The organism is Aquabacterium sp., from assembly GCF_030652515.1.
GTDB lineage: Bacteria > Pseudomonadota > Gammaproteobacteria > Burkholderiales > Burkholderiaceae_C > Aquabacterium.
Genome location: NZ_JAUSAR010000047.1, coordinates 21,346 through 42,233 on the forward strand (window position 1 = coordinate 21,346; position 20,888 = coordinate 42,233).

The 20,888-nt window shown below is 62.6% G+C and carries 19 protein-coding genes and 1 pseudogene; 9 read left to right on the forward strand and 11 right to left on the reverse strand.

Annotated elements, in window-relative coordinates:
• Positions 1-22 precede the first annotated feature (22 nt).
• Positions 23-631, reverse strand: a complete 609-nt coding sequence (locus Q7V20_RS06160) for a PEP-CTERM sorting domain-containing protein (RefSeq protein WP_304788258.1) — start codon at positions 629-631, stop codon at positions 23-25.
• Positions 632-979: 348 nt separating this feature from the next.
• Between Q7V20_RS06160 and Q7V20_RS06165 the strand changes: the two genes are divergently transcribed.
• Complete coding sequence (locus tag Q7V20_RS06165; protein WP_304788260.1) at positions 980-1,102, forward strand: hypothetical protein; 123 nt, start codon at positions 980-982, stop codon at positions 1,100-1,102.
• A gap of 5 nt (positions 1,103-1,107) precedes the next feature.
• Here the strand turns inward: Q7V20_RS06165 and Q7V20_RS06170 are convergent, their stop codons facing one another.
• Positions 1,108-2,247 (reverse strand): sensor histidine kinase, encoded by a 1,140-nt coding sequence (locus tag Q7V20_RS06170; RefSeq protein WP_304788262.1) that lies wholly within the window; start codon positions 2,245-2,247, stop codon positions 1,108-1,110.
• Between the two features lie 177 nt (positions 2,248-2,424).
• Between Q7V20_RS06170 and Q7V20_RS06175 the strand changes: the two genes are divergently transcribed.
• Positions 2,425-2,889, forward strand: a complete 465-nt coding sequence (locus tag Q7V20_RS06175) for a DUF4124 domain-containing protein (protein ID WP_304788264.1) — start codon at positions 2,425-2,427, stop codon at positions 2,887-2,889.
• A gap of 109 nt (positions 2,890-2,998) precedes the next feature.
• Complete coding sequence (locus Q7V20_RS06180) at positions 2,999-3,277, forward strand: zf-TFIIB domain-containing protein (protein WP_304788266.1); 279 nt, start codon at positions 2,999-3,001, stop codon at positions 3,275-3,277.
• Here the strand turns inward: Q7V20_RS06180 and Q7V20_RS06185 are convergent.
• From Q7V20_RS06185 to Q7V20_RS06195, 3 genes and pseudogenes are all read right to left on the reverse strand, one after another.
• Entirely contained in the window at positions 3,258-3,461 is a 204-nt protein-coding gene (locus tag Q7V20_RS06185; protein ID WP_230179680.1) for a 2TM domain-containing protein, read from the reverse strand. The two genes, Q7V20_RS06180 and Q7V20_RS06185, sit on opposite strands and share 20 nt — an antisense overlap.
• Before the next feature lie 356 nt (positions 3,462-3,817).
• Entirely contained in the window at positions 3,818-4,999 is a 1,182-nt protein-coding gene (locus Q7V20_RS06190; RefSeq protein WP_304788269.1) for an acyltransferase, read from the reverse strand.
• Positions 5,000-5,036: 37 nt separating this feature from the next.
• A pseudogene (locus Q7V20_RS06195) lies at positions 5,037-7,460 on the reverse strand (catalase).
• Between the two features lie 188 nt (positions 7,461-7,648).
• On the opposite strand from Q7V20_RS06195, the gene Q7V20_RS06200 reads away from it, so the two are divergent.
• Positions 7,649-8,371, forward strand: coding sequence for a mobilization protein (locus tag Q7V20_RS06200; RefSeq protein ID WP_304788270.1), 723 nt, complete (start codon positions 7,649-7,651; stop codon positions 8,369-8,371).
• Positions 8,372-8,386: 15 nt separating this feature from the next.
• Here the strand turns inward: Q7V20_RS06200 and fabR are convergent, their stop codons facing one another.
• On the reverse strand, positions 8,387-9,067 hold the full coding sequence (fabR, locus tag Q7V20_RS06205) for an HTH-type transcriptional repressor FabR (RefSeq protein ID WP_304788272.1): 681 nt from the start codon (positions 9,065-9,067) through the stop codon (positions 8,387-8,389).
• A gap of 118 nt (positions 9,068-9,185) precedes the next feature.
• Here fabR and Q7V20_RS06210 point away from each other — a divergent pair, with 118 nt between their 5' ends.
• Together Q7V20_RS06210 and Q7V20_RS06215 are read left to right on the forward strand one after the other, a co-directional pair.
• Positions 9,186-10,274 (forward strand): ferredoxin reductase, encoded by a 1,089-nt coding sequence (locus Q7V20_RS06210; RefSeq protein WP_304788274.1) that lies wholly within the window; start codon positions 9,186-9,188, stop codon positions 10,272-10,274.
• A gap of 19 nt (positions 10,275-10,293) precedes the next feature.
• Positions 10,294-11,409 (forward strand): acyl-CoA desaturase, encoded by a 1,116-nt coding sequence (locus Q7V20_RS06215; RefSeq protein ID WP_304788276.1) that lies wholly within the window; start codon positions 10,294-10,296, stop codon positions 11,407-11,409.
• Here the strand turns inward: Q7V20_RS06215 and Q7V20_RS06220 are convergent, their stop codons facing one another.
• Complete coding sequence (locus tag Q7V20_RS06220; RefSeq protein WP_304788278.1) at positions 11,410-12,054, reverse strand: outer membrane protein; 645 nt, start codon at positions 12,052-12,054, stop codon at positions 11,410-11,412.
• Positions 12,055-12,199: 145 nt separating this feature from the next.
• Here Q7V20_RS06220 and Q7V20_RS06225 point away from each other — a divergent pair, with 145 nt between their 5' ends.
• The gene (locus Q7V20_RS06225) at positions 12,200-12,568 is read left to right on the forward strand and encodes a hypothetical protein (protein WP_304788280.1); all 369 of its coding nucleotides are present in this window, start codon (positions 12,200-12,202) and stop codon (positions 12,566-12,568) included.
• A 5-nt stretch (positions 12,569-12,573) separates the two neighbouring features.
• On the opposite strand, the gene Q7V20_RS06230 is transcribed toward Q7V20_RS06225, so the two are convergent.
• The 3 genes from Q7V20_RS06230 to Q7V20_RS06240 form a co-directional block, all read right to left on the reverse strand.
• Positions 12,574-12,786, reverse strand: coding sequence for a hypothetical protein (locus Q7V20_RS06230; RefSeq protein WP_304788282.1), 213 nt, complete (start codon positions 12,784-12,786; stop codon positions 12,574-12,576).
• A 65-nt stretch (positions 12,787-12,851) separates the two neighbouring features.
• Positions 12,852-13,136 carry an H-NS family nucleoid-associated regulatory protein gene (locus tag Q7V20_RS06235; protein WP_304788284.1) on the reverse strand — a complete coding sequence of 95 codons (285 nt, stop codon included), beginning with the start codon at positions 13,134-13,136 and terminating at the stop codon, positions 12,852-12,854.
• Positions 13,137-13,212: 76 nt separating this feature from the next.
• The gene (locus Q7V20_RS06240) at positions 13,213-16,116 is read right to left on the reverse strand and encodes an ATP-binding protein (protein ID WP_304788286.1); all 2,904 of its coding nucleotides are present in this window, start codon (positions 16,114-16,116) and stop codon (positions 13,213-13,215) included.
• A gap of 141 nt (positions 16,117-16,257) precedes the next feature.
• Here Q7V20_RS06240 and Q7V20_RS06245 point away from each other — a divergent pair, with 141 nt between their 5' ends.
• Both Q7V20_RS06245 and Q7V20_RS06250 read left to right on the forward strand, forming a co-directional pair.
• On the forward strand, positions 16,258-17,001 hold the full coding sequence (locus Q7V20_RS06245) for a metallophosphoesterase (protein WP_304788288.1): 744 nt from the start codon (positions 16,258-16,260) through the stop codon (positions 16,999-17,001).
• Positions 16,991-18,412 carry a bifunctional serine/threonine-protein kinase/universal stress protein gene (locus Q7V20_RS06250; RefSeq protein ID WP_304788290.1) on the forward strand — a complete coding sequence of 474 codons (1,422 nt, stop codon included), beginning with the start codon at positions 16,991-16,993 and terminating at the stop codon, positions 18,410-18,412. Before Q7V20_RS06245 ends, Q7V20_RS06250 begins: the two co-directional genes overlap by 11 nt.
• A gap of 9 nt (positions 18,413-18,421) precedes the next feature.
• Here the strand turns inward: Q7V20_RS06250 and parC are convergent, their stop codons facing one another.
• On the reverse strand, positions 18,422-20,746 hold the full coding sequence (parC, locus tag Q7V20_RS06255) for a DNA topoisomerase IV subunit A (protein ID WP_304788292.1): 2,325 nt from the start codon (positions 20,744-20,746) through the stop codon (positions 18,422-18,424).
• Positions 20,747-20,888: the final 142 nt, after the last annotated feature.

Genomic DNA, 20,888 nt, shown 5'->3' on the forward strand with positions numbered 1-20,888 from the left:
GATGTGGATCAGCGAGAAGGAGTCAGCGCGAAGATGTGCGGCGCGAAGAGACCAGCCATGCCAGGCCCAGCACGGCGAATACCAGGGTCGAGGGTTCGGGAACGGCACTCACGCTCAGCTTGAGGGCGCCAGAGGTGGCATTGAGCGGGCTGAGGCCACCGGCGCCGTCGTCGAGCATCAGGGATTGCGTCAGCACGCCACTGATGCTGTAGCTACCGGCACCCAGCGTGAATACGCCACGGCTGAAGGCGCTGTTCAACAAGGCGGCGTCATGGTCATCGCCAATGTCGGGGGCGCTGCCGTAGAGCTGAACGGGCACGCTGCTGGTGGCGCCCAACAGCGTGCCATGGTTGAACACATTGAAGACATCACCAGCCATGCTGGCATCGACCACGGTCAACTGCCCGACGAAACCATCGGCGATGGTGAAGTTGAAGTCCAGCGACGTTCCGTAGCCCGTTGAATTGGTGTAGTCGTTGTCAATCCACTCTGTGCCACCAGACACGGCGGAGAAATTATCGACACCGAATGCTTGCCACTGGCCATCTGCGGACAGCGGTGTGGACGTGGCATGCGCGGTAAAGGCCGACGCAGCCAGCACTGTCAGCAAGGCGGATTTGAAAAATGACATGACGCGCTCCAAGTTTGAATGGCTTGGCGTGCATCAGAACAAGGCGGCATGACGCATTGATGGATCACACATGATCCGATCGAAGCACCTTACGAGGGAATGAAACCCGCCACCTCGCCAACCACATTGCCTCTCTTGACTGCGACAGCGCTGGCACGCCGACGAGCAGCAATAAGGCCGTCAAGGCCCAATCGACGGCTTCGTTCACGCTGAACGGCACCACCAAGGCCGGCAAGGTCCCTTCGGTGACTGCCCTGATGGGCAGCCTCGCTGGTAAGTCCTGCACCACCACGGCGCAGTGAGTCCCCTGCCGCAAAAGCTCAGCTTAGGCTGGTTCAAATGCCGCACATGCGTTTGGATTCCGCCGTCATCTCGCTTGCATGGCAGATCAATGCGCAAGGCTCCATCTTGGCCTCGCTGAGGGAAGCCAATGGCACGACGTCCGTGGTTCGGCTGACGGCCAAACCCTGATCAACTCACCGCCGACCACTGACCCGGGGCAAACGAAGCTCGAAGCAGGTGGCAGACACATCGGACGTGACGGTGACACTGCCTCCGTGCGCCATGGCAATGTGCCGCACAACGTACAGGCCAAGGCCCAGGTTGGCACCGGCCAAAGAATCTCCGTGCTCTTCCTCACCCTTACCTCTCGCACGGACGAGTGGCTCAAATATCTGGGGCAACACATCAGCAGGGATAGGCTGGCCTTCATTGCAGACCGTCAGCACCATTTGTCCTGGCAGGGAGCCGTCCAGCGCAACGCGGATGGGCTTGCCTGGAAGGCCATATTTCAGCGCGTTGAAAACAAGGTTTGACAAAGCCTGATGCAGGCGCCTTGAGTCCCATTCGCCCTGCATCGCTCCTTGCACCTTCAGTTCAAGAAGACAGCTGGGATTGACCGCGCTGATCTCGTCCAAGGTATCCCGCACGAACCCATCGAGTTGGAGCGGCGCCGGATTGACGGTGAGCTCGGCGCCGAAACGATCCCCGGTGTACTCCATGAGGTCGTCCAGCAGCGCCTTCATCTGGGCAACGCTGCGCAGAACCATCCCCACGGAGCGTGCATTTTTCGGGTCAACGCGCAGCACGGCTGCACAGTTTTTGATGGTGGAGAGGGGGCCACGCAGATCGTGACCCAGTACGCCCAGAAAGAGGTCTCGTGTTTTCGACACTTCGGCCACAAAAGCGGTCAACGACTCGGCCACCGCTTGATCAACCGCCTCATTGAAACGAATCACGTCTTCCAGATCTTCAGCATGTGCATCTCGGGAACATGCGCTCCATAGCCGTAGAACTGTCGCACGCAAGGCTCGATACTCGGAGACCATCTGCTCGACATCGAAGCCCTGACGCTCGCGTTGACGGGCATGGCTGCGGGAAGGCAGGTTTCTTGATGTGGAAACATGGGAGCTGTTGCCTTCTGATTTGGCCTGGCGCTCGTCTTCGCCCTGTGGGCGGTGCATGTCCGCCGCCATTTTTTGCAGGATCAACTTGCCGTGGTCACGCAAAGCCTCTTCATCCAGGTTTTCTGCTGCCGCAACCTCGTTGCGAGCAAACGTGACCCAGTCCGCCAAGATCGGCTCCAAATTGGCCAGGATGAAGTTTGAAAGGCGCATGGGCCATTCTCGGCTGAAACGTCATCAAAACAAAGGCAACAGGATGGCGCACCAAACGGCCCAGCAGGCTCAAGACAACCCATTTGAGTGATTGCGCCCTAGGGGCTACCCGCATCACACTGCCAAGGTGTCTCTATAAATCAAAGCCAGGAAGGGCGGCCTGGCTACCGTTGAATCATGCAAATTTCAAGCATTGGTCGAAAATTCTTCAGCATCGGATGGGTGTCGTTTCTCTTGGCAACCGGCAGTCATGCAGAGGTTTTCAAATGGGTGGATGCCGCCGGGCAAACGCACTATTCCGAACGAAAGGCTGATGCCAATGGCTCCAAAGCCATCGAAGTGAAGATCCCGCGGGCACCCCAACCTCCGCAAACGTCGGTCCCATCAGCAGACTATTTGCGTGCACAAAGCAAGTTCGCCGTGCCGCCGGCCGCATCAGCGGACATGCAGCACAAATCCTCTTTTCGGAATGCCCCGCAGTCGGTCTCTGACGGCAGAGACCACGGCACGGATGGATCGCGCTGCGCTCTTGCCCGCGACGTGCTCAGTGGCGCAGTCAGGCATGGCAATGGGAAACCCACTGATCAATATGACCGTGAAGTTGCTCAAAACGACATCAGGGCTTTTTGCCGATCGCGGTAAGCGCCATCAATCTGCGGTTTTCACGATGACTTCTATCGTGTAATTCGAATTTACGCGAAGTATCCGCGCTGCTAACTTGGCCGATCCTGAACCCGAAAAAAGGATCGCCATGAAGTGCCCAACCTGCCCAGACACCACCTTGACCATGTCCGAGCGCCAAGGGGTCGAGATTGACTATTGCCCGCAATGCCGAGGGGTGTGGCTTGATCGCGGAGAACTCGACAAGCTGCTGGAAAGATCAAATGCGCAGGAGCCCGCGCGCGCCGCTGCCGTGCCAGATGCACGGCAAGCACAACGTCGCCCTGACTTCGTGGATTCAGACTACCCCCATTCCCAGGGGCAGCGCCACTACCGCAAAAAATCCTGGCTCAGCGAGATTTTCGACTGAGCATCAGCCAGACGGTGCCATGCGCGGCCAGGCCAATGCCCCAGCCCCAGGCCACGATGCTGGCCCAGTCATGCTCGGCCGACGTGGTCTGGTTGATGCGCCACAAACCGGCCACCACGATGACGTAAACCACAGCGTGGATGACGAAACTCAGCTGCAACAAACTGCGTTGACGGGTGGCCATGGCTACGATCCAGATTCAATGTTGAAAACCGAGAATCTAGGCATCGCGCACCAGCTTGGCTCGCCTTTACCCGCCATTGATTTGACTGAGGGCGCCATGACGCCATCCAAAGGCCAAGATGTAAGCACATGATTTCAGCGCCCACACGCGCTCAAAATCCCCGCCCATCCAAAGGACAATGGACCTCCCGCAACCAAGGACCATCCTCCCGATGGAAGCCCCCATGACTCAAGAGAAAAGCCCTTCATCCGAAACGATCGCTGGATGGGATTCAACCCCCGTGGCCGGCAAAGGTTTGAGGCTGCGTTTCCTCAACCAAGGGCAGAACAAAGGCCAACTCGAGTCCGGGCCATGGGTCATGCTGAGCGCGAAGCAGTGCCGGGCCTTGGCCGAGGAGTTGCTTCAGGAATCGGAGAAGATCTGAGCCACGCCATGCGCCGCCCCCACTGAATCGCCGGCAACTCCACGTACCGATGCAAGAGCGTGGAGGCGATCAGGGTGCCGGGCACAGCCACCAGCACGACCGTCACCCCGGTCGGCACCAAACCCATGCCCAACTGCCTCACGCACACCCAGGTCACCAGTTGCACGATGGGCATGTGGATCAGGTAGGTGGCGTATGAGCGCTCGCCAAGCCAGCGCACAAGCCGTGAATCGAATGCTTTCGCAAAAGTCCAGCGCGCTGTGCGGCTGACCAGGTCAGAGGCCTTTCCGTTCAGCAGCATCATGCAGACAAACGCCGCCCAAATCAGGATCGGGCTGGTGCCCGTGGTGTTCATCAACAGTCCAGCCACCAGCATCAGCAGGGCCAATGGAAAGGCCGCGATGTCGGCCCTGGCCTTGATCAGAAAACGCGTGGCGATGCCCACGCCAAAGTAAAGCCCTGCCCCCGGCAGCACGCTGGGCAGCATGAACTCGCCAAACACACCCTTGGTGTACAGCGTATAGCCCCACATCGCCAAAGCCACCAGCAGAACTTGACCCAGGCGGTGCATGGCCAAGGCCACCACCAAGGGCGCCACCAGGTAGAACTGCCACTCCAGTGACAGGCTCCACGCCGGGCCCAGGAACATGTATTGCGACTCGTACAGCACCTGGCTGGAAACGGCCCCATGCAGCAGTGACAAGTGCGCGGCCAGGTGCCAAGGCAGGTCGCCGCTGGCCAGGCTTTCCGACTGCATGAGCATGCGGTGCGTGGCGGGCGTCAGGTCACCCCAGGGGTGCCGCAGGAAGGTGTCAAACGCCAGGCAGGTGCCGCCAATGCCGGCCAGCAAGGCCACCGCGTAGACCGGATAAATGCGCAAAAAGCGGCGCACGATGTAGCGCGGATAGGGCTCGCGCCGCGCCAACAGCAGGTGAGTGATCACGAAACCGCTGAGGATGGTGAACACCATGACCGAGCAGTCGGCCGCTTGCCCCACGGCGTGGGCCAGCCAGGGCACCAACTGGCTGAGGCCGGTGAACGACATGATGTGACTGAACACCACCGTCCACGCCAGCCAGGCCCTGAGCCCTTCCAGTCCGCCAAACCGCCGCATCGTGTCCGCCCCTGGCCAAAGGGACGGATTTTAAAGCTCAGACCTGCGGGGGATCCATGAAGCGCTGGAAGTGCCGATGCTGGGCGATCGCGGCCTTGAATGTTGCGGCCGTGGTGACCGCGTCCGCCGCCGAGCCCACGATGACGCCCAGATCGGGCTCGCCCCCCGGCAGGTCCAGCGAGGCACCCGCAGCCTCCAGCAAGGTGGCACCCGCGCCCAGCACCAGGATCGGTTTGCAATGGCGGTACTGGTCACGCACAAACTCCAAGGCTGGCCCCACGCCGACCAAGGCCGCGATACCTGCCTCGCCATCGGGGATGACCATGGCGTCATAAAGCACCGAAGGCGAGGCTTCAAAGGTGATGTCCACATGGATCGGCGTGCCGCTCACGGACTCGACCACACCCAGTTGTACGCCCACGAAACGCGGCACAGCGTCGTCCTGGATCAGCGCGGTGTAAATGGCCTTCAAGGAATCCGCTTCGACGCCATGGGCCACCAGCAAGGCCACGCGGCGCGCCTTGATCTCGCCATCGCCCGGCCGGGCCCGCAACGACAGCGCGGGCGACGGCTCGTACACCGGCGCGGGCAGGTCCGTGGCCAGGGGCATGGGTGCGGGCACCACGATGCCCAGACCAGCCGCCACGCCCTGCGCCAAAGCGGGATCGACATTGGCCAGCATGGACACCACGCGCTCGCGGATGGCCTGGGTCTGCACACGCGTCAATTCAAAGCGGTAGGCCTTGATGATGTGCTCCTGCTCGATGGGCGTCTGGCTTTTCCAGAACAAGGTGGCCTGGGCGTAGTGCTCGGCAAACTTCTCGGGCTTGCCACGCACCTTGTCTTCGGCCACGGGCTCGGGGAATGAGGTGAAGCCCGTCATGCGGCCCGCCTGGAAGGGGCAGCCGCCGCCCAGTGAGTTGGGCTCGTAGGCCACACGGCCCCGGTGCACGGCCTGGCGGTGCATGCCGTCGCGCTAATTGTTGTGCACCTGGTTGACCGGCGCGTTAATGGGGATCTCGTGGAAGTTGGCGCCGCCCAGGCGCGAGATCTGCGTGTCCAGGTAAGAGTGGATGCGGCCTTGCAGCAAAGGGTCGTTGCTGAAGTCGATGCCGGGCACGATGTGCGCGGTGCAGAAGGCCACCTGCTCGGTTTCGGCGAAGAAATTGTCGGGGTTGCGGTTGAGCACCATCTTGCCCACGGGCGTGATGGGCACCAACTCTTCAGGGATGAGCTTGGTGGCATCCAGCACGTCGAAGTCGAAGTTGTCGGCCTGGTCTTCGGTGAAGATCTGCAGGCCCAGCTCCCACTCCGGGAAGGCGCCCGCCTCGATGGCCTCCCACAGGTCGCGGCGGTGGAAATCAGCATCGGCCCCGGCGATCTTGACGGCCTCGTCCCAATCCAGCGAATGGGTACCCGCCACGGGGTTCCAGTGGAACTTGCAGAACACCGACTCGCCCGCCTCGTTGATCAGGCGGAAGGTGTGCACGCCAAAGCCCTGCATCATCCGGTAGCTGCGCGGAATGGCCCGGTCGGACATCTGCCACATCAGCATGTGGGTAGATTCAGGCATCAGTGACACGAAATCCCAGAAGGTATCGTGCGCCGATGAGGCCTGCGGCATGGCGTGGTGCGGCTCGGGCTTGACCGCGTGGACCAGGTCCGGGAACTTCATCGCGTCCTGGATGAAGAAGACCGGGATGTTGTTGCCCACCAGGTCCCAGTTGCCTTCGTCGGTGTAGAACTTGACGGCAAAGCCGCGCACATCGCGCACGGTGTCGGCCGAGCCGCGCTCACCCGCCACGGTGGAGAAACGCACGAACACGGGCGTGCGCTTGCCCGCCTCTTTGAACGGTGCTGCTTTGGTCAAGCCGGTCAGCGGCTTGTAGCACTCGAAGTAGCCGTGGGCGGCCGAGCCGCGTGCATGCACCACGCGCTCGGGGATGCGCTCGTGGTCGAAGTGCGTGATCTTCTCGCGCAGGATGAAGTCTTCCATCGCGGTCGGCCCGCGCAGGCCAGCCTTCAGCGAGTTCTGGTTGTCGGCAATGGCCACGCCCTGGTTGGTGGTCAGCACCTGGCCGCCCGAGTCCACGCGCACGCGGTCGAGCGAGCCCACCGTGGGGTTGTGTCCGGCCGGTGGCTTGCCTGCGCCCACCTTGCCAGACGCCATGCTTTCGCTGGTGGTGCTGGCCGTGGCCAGCGGCGTGCCGGGCTCGGCAGTTTGGCCTGGCGGTGGGTCGTACGACGCTTCGCCGTGCTCGGCTGGCTTGTTCTCGTTCCAGACCACCGCCGCGGCCAGCTCAGCCGATGCGCTGACCTTGTTGACCAGGTCGGGCAGCACAGGCGCCGTGGCTTTGGAAGCCTTGGGCGGTGGCGTGGTCGAGGGGCCTGCCACCGTGGCAAGGATGGAGCCGAGGTTCGTCTCGATCTTGGGGGGAGTGTTGCTCTTGCGCGTTGCCATGAATCTCTTTCCTGGTCAAAGTGGTGTGGCCAAAACTGGAGATCAAGGGGCAATCGGGGTGCCACTGAAAAGGGTGCGTTGTCTGCCCCTGGGGTAGGCCGTTTAAAGCTGCTTGGCGTAAAGCTTGCTGCAAGTTCGGGTTTACGATGGGTAAACGTTCTCTCATGCACCAAACTTTGACCAACCCCATGCAAGACACCATCAGCAACGAAGCCCTGCCCTTGTCCAGAATCCACCTGATCGGCGGGGAGAAAGGCGGGGTGGGCAAATCAATGGTGTCGCGCCTGCTGGCCCAGTACTTCATTGACCAGCAACTGCCCTTTGTCGGCTTTGACACCGACCGATCGCATGGGGCATTGCTGCGCTTTTATGCCGGCTTCGCCTCGCCCGTGCTGATCGACCGCTACGAGGCGCTGGACCACATCGTCGAAACTGCCATCGAGCAAGCCGGCCAGCGCGTGTTGGTGGACCTGGCCGCGCAAACGCATGAGCCCTTGGTGAAGTGGATGGAAGAATCCGGCGTGCTGGACATGGCCGCGGAGTCCGGCTTCAAGCTCACCTATTGGCACGTGATGGATTCGGGCCGTGACTCGGTCAACCTGCTGACCCGACTGCTGGACCGATTCGGCTCGCGCTTGAACTACGTGCTGGTGCAGAACCAGTTGCGCGGTGATGACTTCAGCCAGCTGGAAAAATCAGGCCAGCTGGAACGCGCCTTGGGCCTGGGCGCCAAGGTGATCGCCATCAAACACTTGCACGACAACGTGGTGCAGAAGATCGACGCCAACAACGTGAGCTTCTGGGCGGCCAAGAACGGCGGCGATGTCAGTGGCCTGGGCCTGATGGAACGCCAGCGGCTGAAGACCTGGCTGCAACACGCCTATGGCGAATTGGCCAAAGCCGACGCCTGAGCTGGGCAGCGAGGCTCAGGCTGTGGGCTTGACCTGCATGGCCGCCAGCGACTGCGTGCCCACGATGATCATCCGCACCATGGTCACCAGTTGAGCGGTCAGCTCGTCCTGCTTGTCAGGCGGCATGTCCATGGCGGAGGCGCCCATGGCGAACACCAGGCGGGTGATCGCCTTGGCTGTCAGGGCCGGCTCGAACAGACCGGTCTGGTTGGCGGCCGCCAGGCGGATCAGGTCCAGGCGCAATTCTTCTTCAAAAAAATGCAGCTCGCGCTCGACCGCCTGTTTGTAGGCATCCGAGCCGACCGTGCCTTCGCACAGCAGGATGTGCAGCAACTTGTCGTCTGAGCGAAGCTGGTCCATGAAGGCGTGGATGGACCCGGCCACCACGCTTTGCTCGGCCGTGGCGCGGTGCCTGGCTTCGCCAATGATCTGGCGGAGGGAGCGCCCTGCCCGGTCGATCAAGGCCACGGCCAGCTCGTCCATGTCGCGGAACTGGCGGTAAAAGCTGTTGGGCGCGATGCCCGCCTCCCGAGCCACCTCGCGCAGGCTCAGCGACGACACGCTGCGGTGAGGCCCCACGAGCTTCAAGGCGGCCGCGATGATGTCCTCTCGGGAAATCACGGCTTTGCGCCCCAGGGCGTGGCCAGAAGGCACCGTGCCTGACAAGGTTTCCGGGAGGTCTAAAGACGTGTCCAAGGTGGTCAACGCGCTTTGTAAGGGTCAGGGATTATACCGCCCAACATTAATGCACAACTGTATAGACAAATGTTCTAGAGTCACTACAATGCGCTCAAAGTCTGCATTTGGAGACCCTGTGACCGCCCGTTCCGCCAACACCACCCTGAGCCGTCTGATCGCCCCACTGGTCAAACCGTCCGTGTTTGACTTTTGGGCAGGGCACCTCAATCCCGCCTGGTCCTGGGAGCGCCCTCTCGCCCGCGTGGTGGCTCGCCACCTCGAAGCCCAGGGCACCGTCACGCTTGATCTGAAGGCCAACCGCCATTGCGCCGCCATTCAGCCGGGGCAGCACATCAACGTCAGCGCCGAGGTCAATGGCCGTCGCGTCACGCGCAGCTACAGCCCCACCCGCATTTCCCGGTCGGGCAAGCGCCTGTCGATCACCGTCAAGCAAGTCGATGGCGGCAAGCTGAGCCAGCACCTGTGCCGCCAAACCCAGGTGGGCGATGCGCTGGAGATCGGCCCGGCCTTTGGCGACATGACCCTGCCCCCAGCCAGCGCGCCGAGCTTGTTCCTGGCGGCTGGCAGTGGCATCACCCCCTTGATGAGCCTGACCCGCGCGCTCGACCAAGTCGGCCTGACGCAAGACCTGACCTTGGTCTACTGGGCCCGCACCCGTGCCGAGCTGTGCTTCGTGGCCGAGCTGCGCGCCTTGGCCGCCCGCCAGCCGCGTTTCAAGGTCCACTTCGTGCTCACGCAAGAAGCCCAGCGTTTGAATGGCGAGCATGCAGAGCGCCTGAACGCCGATCTGCTGGCCACCCTGGTGCCTGACTTGGCCCAGCGCCGCGTCTACGCCTGCGGCCCGGCCGACTTCGTGGACACCGCCCGCTCGCTGAGCCTGGGCCATGCGCTGTCGTTCGTGGGCGAGGCCTTCACGCCGCCCACCCTGGCCGTCACCGACGCCCTCGGCACCGTGCGCATCAACCTGGCTTTGAGCGGCCGCACTTTGGAAGTACCCACCGGCCAAGCCTTGCTGCCCGCCCTGGAGGCCCAGGGCCTGAGCCTGCCTTCCGGTTGCCGCATGGGCATCTGCAACACCTGCGCTTGCCCCAAGCAAACCGGGGTCACCCAGAACCTGCTCAGCGGCGACAAGGACGACACCCCCACGTCAGCCTTGCGCCTGTGCGTCAGCCGCGCCTGCACCGACCTCACGCTTGATCTTTGACGAAGAAAACTGACCCAGCATGACTTCATCCAAATCCCTGAGCCGCACCCTGAACGACGAAGAATTGACGCACTTCGGCGCCGAAATAGACGCCCTGCGCGCCCGCACCGTGGCCGACCTGGGCGAGCGCGATGCGCGCTACATCCGCCGCGTCGTCAAGGCCGTCAACTACCTGGAAGCCGGCGGCCGCATCGTGTTGATGGCTGGCTTGTTCCCACCCGCTTTTGTGCTGGGCACCTTGATGCTGGGCGTGTCCAAAATCATCGAGAACATGGAAGTGGGCCACAACGTCATGCACGGCCAGTACGACTGGATGGGCGACCCCACCTTGACCGGCAAGACCTACGAGTGGGACATCGTCGGCACTTCCGACAACTGGCGCAAGACGCACAACTTCCGCCACCACACCTACACCAATGTGCACGGCATGGACGACGACATTGGCTACGGCGTGCTGCGCCTGTTCCCCGAACAAAAGTGGAACCCCTTCTTCCTGTTCCAGCCGCTGATCGCGGTCATCTTTGCGCTGCTGTTTCAATGGGGCGTGGCCATCCAGGATCTGCGCCTGGGCCGTTACTTCATGGGCAAGATAACGGGCAAGCAACTGGGTGAGCAGTTCAAGCCCGTGGGCAAGAAGATGCGCTACCAGCTGATCAAGGACTACGTGATCTTCCCGCTGCTGGCCGGCCCGTTCTTTGTGCCGGTGCTGCTGGGCAACCTGATCGCCAATGGCATGCGCAATGTGTGGACCTACAGCATCATTTTCTGCGGCCACTTCACCACCGACGTGGAGACCTTTCCGCGCAGCATCGTGAAGAACGAAACGCGAGGCCACTGGTATGCGCGCCAGATCAAGGGCTCGTCCAACCTCAAGGGCGGGCGCTTGCTGAACCTGATGTCGGGCAACCTGAGCTTCCAGATCGAGCACCACCTGTTCCCCGACCTGCCAGCCAACCGCTACGCAGAGATCGCACCGGAAGTGCAAGCCATCTGCGCGCGCTACGGCCAGCACTACAACAATGGTTCATTCGCGCGCCATTTCGGCCAGGTGATCTGGCGCATCCTGCGCCATGCATGGCCAAGTCGGCCCAAGGCCGCGGTGCCCACCGGCGACCTGGCCATGGACCAATCCTGATCAGAAGCGGTACTTCAGGCCCACGGTGGTCAAATCCACATCCTTGCGGCCTTCACCGGCGAACTTCAGATCGTGGCGCTCCCAATCCAGCGTAGCACTCCAGTTGCGCGTGAAGTCGAAGCTCAAGCCCGCACCGTAGGCCAGGGCAAAAGCATCTTCAGACCCTGAAGGTGCCACCAGGCCCACCACAGGCTTGCTCTTGGTGAAGCCGTAAGTGGCACCGACCTTGCCCACCAGCGTGAACATGGGGCCCAGGGGCACGAAGCCCGTCAGCATGGCATTGACGCCCCGCGCTTTTTGCGTGCCGCCATTGCGGTCTGCATCACCCCACTGGATGTAGCCCAGCTCCATGCCCAGGTAGGGATTGAACATGCCACCTGTGTAAATCTTGCCGGAGGTGTCTGGATCTTCGCAGCTCAAACCGGGCACACACGAAGTGTTCAGTTCGCCCTGGCCAATGCTGGCCCCCACATATCCGGAGGTGGTGTAGGGCAACCAGGAATAGCGCAACTCACTGGCCGTCGGCCCTCTGTCGGGGCCCTGGCTTTGCGCCATCGCAGGTGCGGCCATGGCGATGGACAGCCATGCTGCGGTTGATGCGGTCGCAAGCTTGAGCTTGAAGTGCTTGGCGGATGTTTGTCTCATGCAGATGCTCCTGTGAATGATGAAATGCACCACCACATGGCAAACTTCGTGCCTTCGCTGGCGATCACGGTCAGACATGTCACAGATTCAAGCAAGCAGGTATCTCGTTTGCTGCAATCAGGCATCCCATCAACAGGAGATCGCCATGAGTGTCACTGACCGCCTTTGGCCCAACGGCCCCGTTGACCTACCGCCAGAAGCAGGCAACCTCGCCGCCTCACGCTACGAGCCGGATGAACAATGGCTTCGACAAGCCGACGCAGAGTTTCAGAAAGCCGCGCTGTGGCGATGGTTTGCCACGCACCTGGAAGACCCCCGAGATGCCGTCCCACACAGCGAAGATGATGACGACTACCTGTGGGGAGATGATGAGCCCGTGATGGCCGACCGGGCCCTGAACGAGCGCTTCGGCTCAATGGTGCCCACGGCCGTGGTGTATGAAGTGCTGTCCGCCATTCGTCGCGAAGTCGGCAACGAGTGGGCTCACAAGCGCCTGGACAAGGCGGGAGGCTGATGAAGTCAGCCACCGCCTTGGGTTTTGGGCGGCAAGCGGGCCTTGTCCTTGTCAGAGATGGTGGTGGTTGCTTCGCCAGGCTTCTGCTCGGGCTCCTGCGTGGCATCAATTTCAGTGAGGTTGGAGTCGGGCACAGGCGTGCTCCGATCCTTGGCCGTGCCCTCGTTGCGAGGTGCGCCCGGACCGTGGCCCACGCTGACGGATGTTGAATTACCCATGATGATCGCGTCCTTGAAAACATGCGGTTGCTGAGCCCCAAGCCCAGCAATGCACGTTCCCGCGATCAGGAAACCTGTTCAGGCGAGGGTGTGACCAGCCGCAACTCTTCCACGGTGTAACCCTCTTTGGTCAGGGCTTCGCGGATCCAGGGGGGTTGCGAGCCTTCACCATTCCAGGTGTCACCAGTGCGCGGATGCTTGTATTTGGGCCCGGCCGGAGGTGGCGGTGGCTCCACTTTGCGAACGATCGTTTCGGACTCTTCGATGCCCAATTCATCGGGCGATATTTGCCAGAAATCGAGGAGTTTCCTGATCGAGCGCAGTACTGCTTCTTGTTCTGCGGTCAACATGGTTTTTTCAAGATGGAATCACGTCTGGGGTGTTCTCTTGGTATTCAAACATTGAATGGAAAATCAATCAGGGTAATTATTCACGCAGATTCAACACGCGGTCAATTTCAGAAAACAGCTGGACCACGTTCAGGGGTTTGGTGAGGTAAACGTCAAACCCGGCGCGCTGGGCCTTGGCCACATCACTGGGCATGGCGTTGGCACTCAGCGCGATGAGCGGGATGTGGCGCGTGGCAGGGTCGCCCTTCAAACGGCGGCACAACTCGATACCGTCAATGCCCGGCAAATTGATGTCGATCACCGCCAGATCAGGGGGGTTCGCCCGTGCCATCGCCAAGCCTTGCAACCCGTCGGTGGCCACCTCGACCCGGTAACCGGCTTGCAAGGCCATCACCCCGGTGAACAACTCCACGTTGGACGGATTATCCTCGACATAGAGGATTCGGGTTTCAGCCATCACCCCTGGCAGGGCAAGGGAATTGCCATCGGCCAGGGCCAGCTTCTCGGCCACTCCACCCGGCGGTGTGGCCGCTTTCAGGTGAACGCGGAACATCGACCCCTGGCCCGGTGTCGACTCCACCGTCAATTGCCCACCCATCAGTTCGACCAACCGGCGCGTGATCACCAGACCAATGCCCGTGCCCTGGATGACCTCACCCTCTGTCTCAAACCGGGTGAAGGGCTGGAACAACCGCTCCAGTTGCTGCGGCGTCAGCCCACGGCCCGTGTCGCTCACCACCAGCACCACCTGCCCCGGCTCGCCGGGCTCCACGGTCACCGTCACCGAGCCCTGGTAGCGGTTGTACTTGACGCCGTTGGACAGCAGATTGCTCAGCACCTGCTTGAGCCGCTTGCGGTCGGCCAGCACCCAGTGGGTCTGGCCGGGCGTGCTTCGGTTGAACAGCACCACGTTACGCTCCACGGCCACCGGCCCCACCATCTCCAGCGTCTCTTCAATCACCAGGCCCAGGTCCAGGGCCTCCATGGAGGTACCCACCGCACCCGCCTCGATGCTGGCCAGGTCCAGCACCTCGTTGATCAGCTCCAGCAAGTGCCAACCAGCCGCTTCGATCTGGCGCACCTTGTGCAGATCGGCATCGCTCAGTGGGGGTCTGGCCAAGGTCAGCAATTGGGCAAAGCCCAGGATGGCGTTCAGGGGTGTGCGCAGCTCGTGGCTCATGCCCGAGAGGAACTCGGTCTTGGCGCGGCTGGCGTGCTCGGCTTCGTCCTTGGCATGCTGCAACTCGGTGGTGCGCAACTGCACGCGCCGCTCCAGCTCATCATTGGCGGCGCGCAGCTCCTGCTCGGCCATGATGTAACGCGTGACGTCGTTGATGACCGTCATCCCCGCGTAAGGGGTGTCCTCGCCCTCGCGGTACAAGGGCGAAACGTTGATGGACCCCCAGATGCTGGTGCCATCGCTGCGTAGGATCCGGATCAACTCGCCACGCACCGGCTGGCGGGTCTCCATCATTCGCTGGAAGGGCAACTCGTTGGGACCGTACTCGCTGCCATCGGGCCTGAACTGGCGGATGCCATAGCGGGCCGGGTCACCCGAGGCCGTCACCGCCGTGGCCTGCTCACGGGTCACGCCATACAGCGCCAAGGCCGAATCATTGAAGTCGAGCAGCTTGAGGTTGCGTTCGCGCACCACCATGCCTTCGGCCAGGGTGTCGATCAGCAAGCGCAGGTAAGACTCTTTCTCTTTCAGCGATTTGACCTGGGCGCGCACGGCCAGCGCCATGCGGTTGAAGCTTTCCGAAAGTTGACCCAGTTCATCGTCGCGCCGTTTGGACAGCACGCGCGGGTCTTCACCCGCCTCAATGGCATCGGTGGCCATCTGAAGGTGCCGCAAGGGCCGGTTGATCTGGCGCTGCACGATCCACGCCAACAACAGCAACTCGGCCAGCAACGCCAAAACGCCCAGCAACACCACATTGCGGGCCGCGTTGGTGGCCAACTGATCCACCACCTGGCGCGGGTACACGGTGACCGTGTACCAGTTGGGCCCGGCAATGCGGGCGATGCCCAGCACCAGGGTGTGGTCGCTGGTGTCCCTCACCACAGGCGCGTGCCCCGCCTGCTTCACCTGGCGGTAGATCTCGGTCAACACCGGGTCTTGCAGGGCACTGAGCTTGAGCTCGCCGTTCGACGCCTTGATCTTCTCCATCAAATGCGGGTGCGCGATGAGCTCGCCCTGGTCATTGAAGATCAGGCTGTAGACCCCTTCGGTGGTCTGCTGGACGGTGCGGGCAATCAGGGCATCAATCGAGACATCCTGGCTGGCCAGGCCAACCCACTGGCCGTCCACATCGATTGGCGCCACGGCCGACACCATCCAGGTGCGGGCCTTGTCGTCAAAGTACAGGTCTGTCCAGGTAGCGACGCGTTTCGGATTGCGGCTCGGCGCGGCATCACGCACAGGGGGGGAGTCGACATCGTTGGTGTCTTTGTCCACCAGCCGACCCCAGTTCACGCTGGGCGAATACATGATGATGCCCTTGCCCTGCAGCGCGATGTAGGCCGAGTAGTAGCGCTCCGTCATCAGCGGACCCCATTCGCGCAGCAGCTCGAAAGCGCTCATCACCTGACGGCGCAGCAGGGCATCGTGTTGGACCCCTGCCAACAAGCCCATGCTGGGCAATCGGCTGTGGTCATCGCGCTCAGGGCGGATGCGTGTCACGCCATCGGCATCCCTGGCGAACCAGGCGTTGAACTCGGCCTGCGGATCGGCCTCGCCCTTGGCGCGCAGGCGTTCCAGCCAGGCATCGCGTAAACGCAGCGTGTTGTCTTGTGCGAACTCGAAAGGGTGGGCATCCAACTCGGCGCGTGCGGCCAAAACCTCTTGAAGGTTCCTGGCCTTCAAGGCCCGCACATCTTGCACGGTGTCACGGTAGATGAGGGCGGTCATCAAGCCAGTTGCGGCCACCATCAGCAGCCCCACCTGCAACAACACCCGACTCGAAAGGCTCAAGCTCATCGCGATTTGGCTCTCCGGCTGAACGCCATCCCTTGCATGCCATTCTGGTGCATCACACACTTTAGCGGCCGAAAATGTGATTGGTGAAGACCCTTAAGCCGCATCCGGTCTAGACTCGTCGGCAGGAGACCACCCTTTGCCATGAAGCTCGCGCTGCTGTCTGATTTACACGCCAATCGCCAGGCGACGGAAGCCGTTTGGGCGCACGCCCAAGCACACGGCATTGACCAATTGGTGTTGCTGGGCGACTACGTAGACTACGGCGCCGATCCGGTCTGGACGGTTGACTTTGTGCGCGACCAGGTCCGCCAAGGCGCCATCGCCGTGCGCGGCAACCACGATGACGCCATCGATGGCCACGGCAGCGCCGACCTGGCAGGCCATGTCATGCCCTCGCTGGAGTGGACGCGCCAGCAATTGAGCCAGGATCAGCATGTTTTTCTGAGCTGCCTGCCCCTGACGGCGACGGTGGGCCCTTGCCTCATGACGCACGCCAATGCGCACGATCCCGTCAACTGGGGCTACATCCACAGCCGCGTGGAGGCCACGCGCAGTTTGTTCTCCACCGACCAGCGTTTCGTGTTCTGCGGGCACATGCACCAGCCCTGCCTGTACCACCTCACCAGCACCGGCAAATCGGGCGAGTTCAACCCCGTGGCGGGCGTGCCCATCGAGTTGTCGCCAGCGCGCCGTTGGCTGGCGATACCGGGCTCGGTGGGGCAGCCGCGCGATGGCAACCCCGCCGCCTGCTATGCCTTGTTTGACACCGACAGCGAGACCTTGACCTTTCACCGCGTGCCCTATGACCACGAAGAAGCGGCCCGGCGCATCATCGCGGCAGGCTTGCCCGCGCACCACGCCGAAAGGCTGAAGCATGGCCACTGAGCCGACGCGGCTGGAAGCCGGCCAGGTCATCGATGGCTTCCGGCTGGACGAGCGACTGCACCAGGGTGGCATGGCGCATCTGTGGTCGGTGACGGCACTGAACGAGCCCACCGACGTGCCGCTGATCATGAAGGTGCCGCGCATCAAGGGCGGAGAAGATCCGGCCACCATCGTGGGCTTCGAGGTGGAGCGGATGATCATGCCGCGCTTGAGCGGCCCGCACGTGCCCCGCTTCGTGGCGCGTGGTGATTTCACCCGCCAGCCCTACATCGTCATGGAGCGCATTGGCGGCGACACCTTGCGGCCCCGGTTGCTGCAAGCACCCCTGCCGGTGGACGAGATCGCCCGCCTAGGCGCCAGCGTGGCGCAAGCACTGCACGCCCTGCACTCCCAGCACGTGGTGCACCTGGACGTCAAACCCAGCAACATCATGTTCCGCGCATCGGGCGAAGCGGTGCTGGTGGACTTCGGCCTGTCGCGCCACGACCAGTTGCCCGACCTGCTGGAAGAAGAGTTCACCTTGCCCATGGGCACCGCGCCCTACATGTCGCCCGAGCAAGTGCAGTTCGTGCGCACCGATCCGCGCAGTGATCTGTTCGCGCTGGGCGTGATGATGTACCACCTGGCCACGGGCGAGCGGCCCTTCGGCCAGCCCACCACGGTGGTGGGCTTGCGCAAGCGCCTGTACACCGAACCCATGCCGCCACGTGCCTCGCGCCCTGACCTGCCAGCCTGGTTTCAGGAGATCGTGCTGCACTGCCTGGAAGTCGATCCGGACAACCGCTATCAGACCGCCGCGCAACTGGCCTTTGACCTGCAAAACCCCGACCAGGTGGCCTTGACAGGCCGGGCCGCCAAACTGATCAAGGCCGGGCCCATCACCACCTTTGGCCGTTGGTTCAAGGCCATCGGTGCCGAGCCCAAAGGCGACGTCACGGCCACCTCACAGATCGACCGCAGCCCCATCATCATGGTGGCCATTGGCTTGAAATCCAGCCCGATTGAGCTGCAGCAAAAATTGCTGACCACCGTGGGCCGCATCCTGCAGATCGAGCCCAAGGCAAGGCTGGCCTGCGTCAGCATCATGAAGACCAACCGGGTCGGCATGGACAAGCTGACGGACGAGGCCGGCAACAGCCTGCACGTGCAGCAACTGGTGGCCATCAAGCACTGGGCCAGGCCACTGCAGCAATCGCTGAAGATGGAAGACCAGCGCCTGACCTTCCATGTGCTGGAGGCGCCGGACACCGCGGCGGCCATCGTCGAATTTGCGACGCGCAACCAGGTCGATCACATCGTGATGGGTGCGCGCGGCAACTCGGCCTTGCGGCGTTACCTGGGCAGTGTGTCGGCCCAGGTGGTGGCCGAGGCGGAATGCTCGGTCACCGTGGTGCGGGTTTTGCCGTTTTAAGTTTCCACCTCAAATCGGCAGCACCCTCATCACTTTCTGGAAAGCATCAACGGCCTTGCCCTTGCGGGCGCGCTTGCCAATGTGGGCCGTGTAAGCCGAGTTGCGCACATCCTCTTCCTTGTCCTTGCCACCACGGCCCGAACCGACCACCTTGACGCCGTTGTGCGCCGTGGTCACCGAGACCAGGGGATCCTTCTTGGCATCGACTTCCATCAAGGTCAGCCCACGGCCGCCGTTGGACTGCAGCTTGAGCTCGTCCAGCGCGAACACCAGCATCCGGCCACCTTGCGCCAGGCAGGCCACCTGTGTGTGCGCGGGCTGCACCAGCACGGGTGGCAGCACGAAGTCGCCTTCGTCCAGCGTCAGGAAGCCCTTGCCGCCCTTCTGGCGCGTGATGAGGTCGCCCATCTTGGCCAGCAGGCCGAAGCCGCCGGTGTTGGCCAGCAGCAGGGTTTGGTCCACGGCACCGGCCAGGTAGTGCACCGGCTGCGAGCCCGATTCCAGCTCGATCATGCTGGTGATGGGCGAACCATCACCACGCGCGCCGGGCAGGCTGCTCACCTGCAGGCTGTAGACGCGGCCATTGCTGCCGATCACGATCATCGGATCGACGGTGCGGCACTCCATCGTGCCGTACAGGCCATCGCCCGCCTTGAAGGCGAAGCTGGCGGGGTCATGGCCATGGCCGGTGCGCGCACGCACCCAGCCCTTCTGGCTGACCACCACGGTCACGGGTTCGTCAATGACCTTGACCTCAGCCACGGCGCGCTTCTCGGCCTGGATCAGGGTGCGGCGCTCGTCACCAAACTGTTTGGTGTCGGCCTCGATTTCCTTGATCACCGTGCGCTTGAGCACGCTGGGGTTGTCGAGGATGTCGCGCAACTTGGATTCTTCGGTGCGCAGCTCGGCCAGCTCTTGCTCGATCTTGATGGCTTCCAACCTGGCCAGTTGGCGCAGGCGGATGTCGAGGATGTCGTCGGCCTGGCGATCGCTTAAGCGGAAGCGCTCGATCAGCGCGGCCTTGGGCTCGTCGCTCTCGCGGATGATGCGGATCACCTCGTCAATGTTGAGCAAGACGAGTTGACGGCCTTCGAGGATGTGGATGCGGTCGAGCACCTTGCCCAGGCGGTGCTTGGTGCGGCGGGTGACAGTCTCCATGCGGAAACCGATCCACTCCAGCAGCACCTGGCGCAGGCTCTTTTGCGTAGGCCGGCCATCGGCGCCCACCATCGTCATGTTGATCGAGGAGGATGTTTCCAGGCTGGTGTGCGCCAGCAAGGTGGTGATCAGCTCCTGCTGCTCCACCGTGCGGGTCTTGGGCTCAAACACCAGGCGCACGGCCGCGTCCTTGCTGGACTCGTCGCGCACGGCGTCGAGCACCGACAGCACCGTGGTCTTCAGTTGGGTCTGCTCGGCCGTCAGGGCCTTCTTACCCGTCTTGACCTTGGGGTTGGTCAGCTCTTCAATCTCTTCCAGCACCTTTTGCGAGCTGGTGCCGTGCGGCAACTCGGTGACCACCAATTGCCACTGCCCACGCGCCAGGTCCTCGATCTTCCAGCGGGCGCGCACCTTCAGGCTGCCACGGCCGGTGCGGTAGGCGTCCTGGATGTCTTGCGGGCTGGAGATGATCTGGCCACCGCCCGGGAAGTCAGGGCCCTGGATGTGGCCGAACAGCTCTTCATCGGACAGCTTGTCGTTGCGGATCAGCGCCACGACCGCATTAGAGACCTCGCGCAGGTTGTGGCTGGGGATCTCGGTGGCCAGGCCCACGGCAATGCCGCTGGCACCGTTGAGCAGCACAAAAGGCAGGCGCGCGGGCAACTGCTTAGGCTCTTCGAACGAGCCGTCGTAGGTGGGAATGAAATCCACCGTGCCCATGTCGATTTCGTCGAGCAGCAGGCGGGTGATGGGCGCCAGGCGTGCCTCGGTGTAGCGCATGGCCGCGGCGCCATCGCCATCGCGGCTGCCGAAATTGCCCTGGCCGTCGATCAAGGGGTAGCGCAACGCGAAGTCTTGCGCCATGCGCACCATGGCGTCGTAGGCGGCGGTGTCGCCATGCGGGTGGTACTTGCCCAGCACATCGCCCACCACGCGGGCGCTCTTGACCGGCTTGGGGCCGGTGTTGCCCGCAAAGCTAAGGCCCATCCGGTCCATCGAGTACAGGATGCGGCGCTGGACGGGCTTCTGGCCATCGCACACATCGGGCAAGGCGCGGCCCTTGACCACGCTCAAGGCGTATTCCAGGTAGGCGCGCTCGGCGTAATGGGATAGGGTCAGGGATTCGCTGTCGTCAGAGGGCGGCGGCGGCGAGAAATCGATAGGCTGTTGGGACATCGGCAGGAGAAATGCAAGGCAAATGTTGGCGGACGGAGTTTAGACGCTCCGTGCGCTTGCGCCATTCATGCGCCTTCCCCCCTCCTGCCCGTACCAGGAATTTTCCGTGTTGTTTTCCGGGGATAGCCCGGCGAGCTTCGCG